We start from the raw sequence: 8547 nt of genomic DNA, 5'->3' as shown, positions 1-8547 counted from the left end.
GGTAATCCAGAAAATCCGGTCAACCCAGGAACACCAGGTAATCCAGAAAATCCGAGTAATCCCGGAACACCAGGTAACCCAGAAAATCCGAGCAATCCTGGAACACCAGGTAACCCAGAAAATCCGGTCAACCAAGGAACACCAAGTAATCCCGGAAGCGACCCTGGTTTAGAAGATAATTCTGAAGAACCTAGCGACACGCCTAGTTCGCAAAATAATACGAAAGCACCGGGTAACAAGCCGAATGCTAATAATAATCTTCAAGCCAATGCTAATAGTAACAATCAAACCAACAACGGAGCAAACAAAGATAGTAAACTAGATAATGTTCCAAAAACAGGAGACAATAGCATGCCGCCAATCTTCTATATGGCTTTGGCCCTTATGTCTCTCATCATGCTAGGCTTCCTATTGTTTGGTAATAAGAAGAAAAAACACATTTAATTAAATGAGAAAGGCGGTAAGAAAATGATGAACGTAAAAAAATTTCTTATCGCCTTTTTCACAATTTTGCTCGTATATTCGCTAGTTATACTGACAAAAATGCACTTACAAAATTATACTGAAAATCAGCAAATAAAAGAATTGGCAGAAATACGCTATAAAGCAGATGATATGGATGAGGGAAAACTTGCGCCTGTTTATCTAGAAGTGCAGAAGCGAACTATGCTACCTGGATTTCAAGAGCTTTATCAGCGAAATTCAGATATTATCGGGTGGCTAACAATAGACAACACTCGTATCGATTACCCAATTATGCACAATCAACAGGATACGCACTATTATCTGAATCATGGCTTTGATAAAGAGAATAACATCAACGGGCTCCCTTTTTTGGATGAACATAGCGACATAGATGGTTCAAATATTTTACTTATTCATGGACATCATATGAAAAGTGGTTCAATGTTTGCGGATTTAGAAAAGTATAAGAGGGAAAATTTCTATAAGGAACATAGGACATTCCAGTTTAGCTCTCTTTATGAGCAGGAAGAATATGAAATCGTTGCTGTTATTTTATCGAGGGTGTATAACCAAACAGATGACGTTTTTAAGTATTATCAGATTGAGCAAATAAAAACACCTGACGAATTTGATTCATATATTCAAAATATTAAACAACTTGCACTGTACGATACAGGAGTGACTGCACAATATGGAGACAAGTTGATTGTTCTGTCTACATGTGAATACTCAACTGAAAACGGTCGGTTAGCAGTGGTTGCCAAAACGCGTAAATGATGAATGAAATTATAGCACGTTCTCCTAGAGGGCGTGCTTTTTGTATGATGAAAATCTAAAAAATCAGAATTATTTAATTAATCAGAAAATTATTATAATTAGTATGTATTCAAAATAGTGGTAACTATTTTGTGGAGAGGGGCAGTGAAGATGGAAAATGTAATTCAAGCATTAAAAGAAAAATTAGCAGAAGAACAAATTTCTACAAACCAAACAATTAAAGAACTACATAGTAAAGATGAAACATATCATCAAACAAGTCTACCTGATCTCGTTGTTTTTCCTAAATCAACAGAAGATGTTAGCCATATTATGAAAGTCGCACAACGATTTAAAACACCAGTAACACCTTTTGGAGTTGGCTCTAGCTTAGAAGGGCATGTCATTCCTTATCAAAATGGGATTACGGTGGATTTTTCATTAATGAATAAGGTGCTTGAAATAAAGGAAGGTGATTTATTAGTAAAGGTTCAGCCAGGTGTTACGAGAGAGCAGCTCAATAAAGAATTAAAAAAGTATGGTCTCTTTTTCTCAGTAGACCCTGGTGCAAATGCGACGTTTGGTGGCATGGCGGCGACAAATGCTAGTGGTACGACAACCGTAAAATATGGCGTTATGCGAGATCAAGTGCGAGATATGGAAGTAGTGCTTGCAGATGGCAGCGTGATACATACAGGTAATTTAGCAGCGAAATCCGCTTCTGGTTATCATTTGAATGGTCTTTTTGTTGGCTCTGAAGGAACGCTAGGCTGCTTTACAGAACTAACGCTTCAAGTTTATGGCATACCAGAGCATATTGTGGCAGCTCGTGCAACCTTTACAAGCCTGACAAATGCAATACAAGCCGTTACTTCCATTTTGCACGCAGGTATTCCAATTGCAAGGGTAGAATTTGTTGATGAAGCTTCTATTATGCAACTAAATAAATTTAGTGGAACAGCTTACCCTGTTAAACCAACACTTTTCCTAGAGTTCCATGGAAATGAAGCAGGCTTACAAGCGGATGTAGCATTTACAAAGGAAATTATGGAGGACCATGAATGTGATAATTTCATTTCTGAATCGGATAATGCAGCTCGCAATCAGTTATGGGAAGCGTGACATAATTTGGAATATGCTTACATTCATGATTATGTTGGTAAAAAAATGATGTTAACAGATGTAGCTGTACCCATTTCAGAATTAGCAAATTCCGTAATTTATGCACGTGGGGAATTAAATAAACTGAATATTCCGGGTGGGTTATTAGGGCATGTTGGTGATGGCAATTTTCATTCATTGATTATGATTGATATGGACAATGAAGAGGAACTCAAAAAAGCCAAACAATTTAATGAAAAAGTAGTTCGCTATGCGTTAGCACGTGGTGGAACTTGCACAGGTGAACATGGCGTAGGTGTTGGCAAAAAGCCTTACCAGCGTGAAGAGCATGGTGCGGCACTCGATGTGATGATACAAATAAAAAAAGCGTTAGATCCAAATAATATACTAAATCCTACGAAAATTGTAGATATTGATTGAGGGGAAAGAAATGAAAATATTAGAGAAAATAAGTGTCTTTTCCGGTAAATATTTTGCTGTTTTAGTTATAATTGCTGCTGTTATTGCTTTTATTTTTCCTTCGGCTTTTGTTGGTTTTGGTGGATATATTCCAATTTTACTTGGGGTTGTTACGTTCGGAATGGGGCTAACGTTAAAGCCTGTTGATTTCAAATTAGTGTTTTCAAGACCTTTACCAGTAATTCTTGGAATACTTGGACAATATACGATTATGCCTCTAGGTGCTTTTGGACTTGCATATGTAATGAAGCTACCTCCAGAGCTGGCGGCAGGGCTTGTTTTATTAGGCTCTGTGCCAGGGGGGACAGCATCTAACGTCATGGTTTATTTAGCAAAAGGGAATGTTGCCTTATCTGTAGCAATGACTTCTTTGTCAACGATGCTTGCGCCACTTATGACACCTTTACTGCTGTATCTTTTAGCAGGTCAATGGCTGCCAGTTGACCCTATGGCGATGTTTATGTCTATTATTCAAGTGATTATTCTTCCGATTTTACTAGGTTTTCTAGTACAACGCTTCTTCCCAACCGCAGTTGCAAAAAGTGTTATGGTTGTGCCCTTAATATCTGTAGTAGCGATTTTAATTATTGTTACAGCCGTTACAGCTGCCAATGCTGCGAACGTTGTAACATCAGGAGTCCTTGTATTCGTTGCTGTATTCTTACATAATAGCTTAGGACTATTGCTAGGATATGCAGTAGCTCTCATCATGAAACTTGATGAAAATGACCGCAGAGCGATTTCACTTGAAGTAGGGATGCAAAACTCAGGTTTAGGTGTTGCCTTAGCAACGGCTCACTTCAGCCCACTAGCTGCACTTCCGAGTGTTTGGGGGGCAATCTGGCATAATATTTCAGGACCCATCCTCGCAACAATTTGGGCAAATAAGCCGGTTGCTAAAAAGGATGTCAAATAAAAAGGATAAATTAACTTATATGTATAGTAGAAGGAGCCGTCTAAAAAGATATTATCTTTTCAGATGGCTCTAGTTTTTTAGGCGAATTGCCATGTTGAACGTGCGAATCATCACTTTTAAATTAGGAAACTCGAAAACATTTAGTGGTGAAAATACTAAGTACAACATAACGTACTATTCGTAAAATCGCTTTATCATTGTAATGGATGTTCCTGAAATACCGAAATCTTCAAAATCTAATTTCTTATATAAATGAACTGCAGTATGGTTTTCGGGATCTACACTTAGAGAAATGGATGTATATCCATCTTGCCTTGCTTTTTGCATAATACTTTGCATCAGTAATGTGCCTAGACCCAACCCTCTTGCTTCTTGGCAAATGGCTATTCCTAATTCGGGTATGTTGCTATCTACATAGCCATATCCCTTATTTGCTTCATTAAATAATCTATACCAAACAGCGCCCATTGCCTGATTATGTGAGTCTAAAGCGATTAAGGCCGTATCCCCTATTCTTCCCCAGTTCTCATGATATTTTTTGAGATGAGGTAAATTTAGTAATGCCATTTTCTCGGGTTTATTTTCAGGAATATGTATAGATTCATATAGCATATCTGTTAGAAAATCCAGTTCATGATTTGAAAAATCTCGTACCGTAAACATTTTTATTCACAGCCTTTCTAAATTTAAACTATATCAGTCGGAATATACCCAATCTTTTCAAGTAATTTCACTGTTGTGTAATTTAACTTTGGAAGTTGGTTCAAAGAGAAATATTGTAAATCTTTGCTTTCCTTATCTATTTTGAGTGTACCTGTTACAGTAGTTGCTTGAAAAATGGCAGTAGCATTATAAATTTCATCACCATGTGAAAATTGATAGTATAGCTCTTTTCCAGAAGCTAAGCCTACCAACTTCAATTCGTGCGCAATTAATCCAGTTTCCTCAAACAACTCTTTTTGAGCCGTTTCCTCAAAGCTATCCCCTAACTCCATTCCGCCACCAGGCAGCCCCCAATCATTTGTGTCTGAGCGCAATTGTAGCAACATTTCATTGTTGTCGTTTAACACAATAATGGCTGAGCCCGGAGCAATAATCGGCTTTGTGCCAACATATTGACGTATGTATTGAATATAGTTCATATTAACCTCCGATGATTTAAAAAATCTCCTTAATAATTAAAATTATATCATCTATTACCAAATAGGCTACAGCAAGATTGCTGGTCAAGTATCGCATGTAGTAAACTAAATAAGTATCAAAAGGATGATAGAGTGGGGGGATTATGTTGGACAATAATAGAGCGATAATTCATACGCTTGCTGTAGGAATGCCGAAAGAATTGTATTATGGCGAGGGGCGCTCCATGATTACAGGAATTAACAAGCAACAAGTAGCAAGTGTCTATTTGGCAAAGAGCGGCTTTGATGGAGATGACGTAGCGGATAAGAAGCATCACGGTGGGCCTGATCGAGCCGTTTGTTTATATCCTTTGGAGCATTATGCGCAGTGGCAGCAGGAGCTTGGCAAAACATTGCCAACAGCAACATTCGGTGAAAATTTAACTGTAACCAATATGATAGAAGCTAATGTTTGTATTGGCGATATTTATAAAATCGGTGATGTAGTTATTCAAATTACACAGGGACGTGTTCCGTGTAGCACAATTGATAAATATACAGAGGCGAATACTTTATTGAAGCGTTTAATTGAAACTGGTTATACAGGTTTTCTTGCACGTGTGCTAGAGGAAGGAATGATTTATGCAGACTCGCCAATTGAGCTGATTGCAAAGGACCCAGCACATATTTCTATATTGTATTGCAACGAGATTTATTTCGAAAATAAAGATGCTGACGCAATGCAACGTATTTTAGCTGTAGATGCACTTGCAGATGAGTGGAAACAGAAGTTGGAGAAAAGAATTCAAGTGTTACAAAGCCGCGCAGTAAAATAGGGCTAAAAAGTTTGGAGAACTTGATAAATGTTCTCCAATTTTTATCTTATATTTGTTGTGAAACGACATAACATATTGCATTTGGGAGGTAGAAATAATTAGGACAGAGCTTTATTCAAAAGCGTGGGTTATGGAATTGTATGACCCAGCAACAGTAGGAGAAATTCAACAGGTTGAACAAGAGCTGCAAATTGTGTTACCTAAAGTATATAGGGAGCTTCTATGTGTATCCAATGGAGTACTTGGCAATTTGGCTACACTATATTCAACAGAGGATTTAGTCGAGATGAATAAAACCTATGAAGTCCAAATTTTTGCGCCTGGATATGTTTCAGTTGGCAATGACAATGGAGGCTATCACCTTTTAATGAAGGCTGAGCAAGAGGCTGTTCATTTTCAATTAGTTAGTGATGGATATGGTGTTCCTAATGAAAATGATGTAACAGATTATTTTCTTTCATGGTTGAATAGTGATGAGGGGAACCCATGGAGAAATGAATAATTGGTAAAAAGCCTTCGCCAAAAGCGAGGGCTTTTAAGCATTTTAGGGGAAAACTTTTTTAAATCGTTCACAAACGACAAGCAGATTAGGTGAGAATTGTAAGTCATATTGTTGTAAAAGTGGAGTAAAGAAATGAACATGGGCGTCCCACCAATATTGATAATCACCTTCGCCCTCAGCTAAAGCAAAATCCTCTGTCACTTCATTCATAGGCAAAACTTCAACAGATTGAACTTCAATGATAGCAACAGGTTGATTCTGACTGTTCAAGACAATCGAATATTGTCCAACTTGTGGTAATTCTTCATTTTCAAGCTCATAAAAAATATGACCTGAAGTTGTAGCGGTTTTCTTACCTTGGCAAACTAAATCTGCTAACCAATCTGCCTCTACGCCAAATTGAAAGGCATCTGTGTATTTAATACCTTGTAAATTATTAGCTTGGCAAAATTCTTCCCAAAAAAGTTGAGTTCGGTTCATAAACAATTCTCCTTTATTTCTGCTGAGCTACTTTACTGCTACGACAAATAAGAGGCACTCCGCTGATATTTTCATAAAAATTGAAATTATTAAAGCTAAGTTGTTAAATAATCATCAACTTCGCCCAAAGCTCTATCTGTTTCTCGTTGTAATTCATCTGCAATTTCTTGCAGCGCTGTAATCCTATTGTCTAAATATTTTAAAGTACATAGCTCATCATCACAATAAATATGAAGCTTTGCACCTACAGCCATTAAATCTGTTAATAGCTGTCTAAAGCGAGCAGTGTGATTGATTCCGATCAACCCATCTGCAACATCGTAAGCATATAAATCATGACTAATGACATAATTTTGACCTTCGATTGCACTTTTAATTGTATTAATCGAGAGTGCAGCATTAAATTTTCGAATAAGTGCAATATATTTTAATGTATTGTTATCATTGTCAATTTTAATTTGTACAATGCTCATATGCTACAGCTCCTTACGTAAAGTGGTTTGTTTTCATGTAGAGAGAGGTCGATTGCCAAGAGCTCTTTAATGATGAAGAAGCGGCTATCTCCCTCTGCAATTTCTATTCTTACGCCGTAGATTGTGTAAGCAACAAAATAAGCTGTACCTTCAAAAATAGGTATTTCTGTATTGTCATACATAGGCTCTACTATTTCATAAGCAATTTCTTGTACATCGTCAAATGGTAGGTTGAAGATTTCAATGATTTTTCCCATTATCCAAACCTCCTTTTAGTTAACTGTATCATCATAAACGGAATATGTTAAACTGGAAAAAATATGATTATACAAAGGGGAGAGTTATGATGCGAGAGGTTTGGCGTAAACAAGCGATTACGGATGTTTTGAATAAGTATGATATTGTGGAAGATAAAGAGTTAGAAGCATTATTGATGGAATATGCTAAAGTTGCACTGCGCTTTGAACTTGCTAGTGAGGAAAATTATGAGCAAGTGGGGAATAGTCGTATAGCAGGACGACCTGATTTACCATCTTCTATTAAATGGCCATGCACTGCGGATGGAGAAGCATATACTTTTTTGGCACAAATTAATTTAAGTGAGTTACCATTTTTACCTTCAAAGCATTGGCCAGCAACAGGGATATTGTATTTCTTTTTAGGATTAGATGAGCCAGCCTATAATATTGATCATCAAGTCATTTATTATAATGGTGATTTAACAAGTTTAGCTTTGGCAAAGTTACCTGAAGGAATAGAAGAAGTAAATGCTGATGAGCGCGAATTTGTTTGTCACAAAATTACATGGCATCCTCATTTATCATTGCCAGATTTAGGAGAAGATTCGGATGTTCTGTTAGAGGAGCATGAAGACATCTATACAGAAGTATGTGATGTTAGTGATGCGCTTGCTGGAGAACTACAAACATGGGCAGGCGAAACACAGCTTGATGCATATTTATGTCGCAATGGGATGGGGGAGCTATTATTTAATACGTATAAAACACCAGAAAGAGTCGAGCAGGAGGCAGCAGAATCATTAAGAGATGGGCGCAATCAATATGCCGAGCATCTTGCGAAAGAAGTGCTGCCACTTTTGCGACAATATAAGGAACGTGAAGAACAGCATCAACAAGCCGCAAAAAATTGGCAAGTATTATTCTCTTTATCATCCTTGAATGAGGTGAATATGTGCTGGTGGGATGCAGGGTATCTTGAATTTTTAATTGATGTTGAGGATTTAAAAGAAGGACGCTTTAATAATACTTACCTTAATTTAGCAACGAGCTAACGCATCTTTAGTGATCGTAGTTTTGCACGAAAGTTAAAGAGCGTGTCTCAAATTTACTTTCAGACGCGCCCTTTTTATCCCGTATTAACAGGCTGTAAGACCCCTACTTCAAAATAGTGAGTGAAA

11 protein-coding genes and 1 pseudogene are annotated in these 8547 nt (G+C 37.3%); 7 read left to right on the top strand and 5 right to left on the bottom strand.

Going from position 1 to position 8547, the window contains the following annotated elements:
• From C9J34_RS22465 to C9J34_RS18025, 4 genes and pseudogenes are all read left to right on the top strand, one after another.
• On the top strand, positions 1–444 hold a 444-nt coding region (locus C9J34_RS22465), incomplete at its 5' end, for an LPXTG cell wall anchor domain-containing protein (RefSeq protein WP_238600703.1).
• A gap of 24 nt (positions 445–468) precedes the next feature.
• Positions 469–1242 (top strand): class B sortase, encoded by a 774-nt coding sequence (locus tag C9J34_RS18035; RefSeq protein WP_107841570.1) that lies wholly within the window; start codon positions 469–471, stop codon positions 1240–1242.
• Positions 1243–1392: 150 nt separating this feature from the next.
• Positions 1393–2763: pseudogene (locus C9J34_RS18030) on the top strand (FAD-binding oxidoreductase).
• Between the two features lie 10 nt (positions 2764–2773).
• Positions 2774–3718 (top strand): bile acid:sodium symporter family protein, encoded by a 945-nt coding sequence (locus tag C9J34_RS18025; RefSeq protein ID WP_107841569.1) that lies wholly within the window; start codon positions 2774–2776, stop codon positions 3716–3718.
• 174 nt (positions 3719–3892) lie between these two features.
• On the opposite strand, the gene C9J34_RS18020 is transcribed toward C9J34_RS18025, so the two are convergent.
• Both C9J34_RS18020 and C9J34_RS18015 read right to left on the bottom strand, forming a co-directional pair.
• The gene (locus tag C9J34_RS18020; protein ID WP_107841568.1) at positions 3893–4381 is read right to left on the bottom strand and encodes a GNAT family N-acetyltransferase; all 489 of its coding nucleotides are present in this window, start codon (positions 4379–4381) and stop codon (positions 3893–3895) included.
• A gap of 23 nt (positions 4382–4404) precedes the next feature.
• Entirely contained in the window at positions 4405–4860 is a 456-nt protein-coding gene (locus C9J34_RS18015) for an NUDIX hydrolase (RefSeq protein WP_107841567.1), read from the bottom strand.
• Between the two features lie 143 nt (positions 4861–5003).
• Between C9J34_RS18015 and C9J34_RS18010 the strand changes: the two genes are divergently transcribed.
• A complete protein-coding gene (locus tag C9J34_RS18010; protein ID WP_420799139.1) occupies positions 5004–5675 on the top strand; it encodes an MOSC domain-containing protein in 672 nt (223 codons plus the stop codon).
• Between the two features lie 130 nt (positions 5676–5805).
• Positions 5806–6177 carry an SMI1/KNR4 family protein gene (locus C9J34_RS18005; RefSeq protein ID WP_107841565.1) on the top strand — a complete coding sequence of 124 codons (372 nt, stop codon included), beginning with the start codon at positions 5806–5808 and terminating at the stop codon, positions 6175–6177.
• Positions 6178–6219: 42 nt separating this feature from the next.
• On the opposite strand, the gene C9J34_RS18000 is transcribed toward C9J34_RS18005, so the two are convergent.
• The 3 genes from C9J34_RS18000 to C9J34_RS17990 form a co-directional block, all read right to left on the bottom strand.
• Positions 6220–6657 (bottom strand): ASCH domain-containing protein, encoded by a 438-nt coding sequence (locus C9J34_RS18000; RefSeq protein ID WP_107841564.1) that lies wholly within the window; start codon positions 6655–6657, stop codon positions 6220–6222.
• 95 nt (positions 6658–6752) lie between these two features.
• A complete protein-coding gene (locus tag C9J34_RS17995; protein ID WP_107841563.1) occupies positions 6753–7130 on the bottom strand; it encodes a hypothetical protein in 378 nt (125 codons plus the stop codon).
• The gene (locus C9J34_RS17990) at positions 7127–7387 is read right to left on the bottom strand and encodes a hypothetical protein (RefSeq protein ID WP_107841562.1); all 261 of its coding nucleotides are present in this window, start codon (positions 7385–7387) and stop codon (positions 7127–7129) included. Before C9J34_RS17990 ends, C9J34_RS17995 begins: the two co-directional genes overlap by 4 nt.
• Positions 7388–7476: 89 nt before the next feature.
• Between C9J34_RS17990 and C9J34_RS17985 the strand changes: the two genes are divergently transcribed.
• A complete protein-coding gene (locus C9J34_RS17985; RefSeq protein WP_107841561.1) occupies positions 7477–8421 on the top strand; it encodes a DUF1963 domain-containing protein in 945 nt (314 codons plus the stop codon).
• Positions 8422–8547 lie beyond the last annotated feature (126 nt).

Origin of the sequence: Metasolibacillus meyeri, assembly GCF_003049505.1 — a bacterium.
GTDB classification, from domain to species: domain Bacteria; phylum Bacillota; class Bacilli; order Bacillales_A; family Planococcaceae; genus Metasolibacillus; species Metasolibacillus meyeri.
This window is presented reverse-complemented; position numbering and strand designations above follow the sequence as displayed.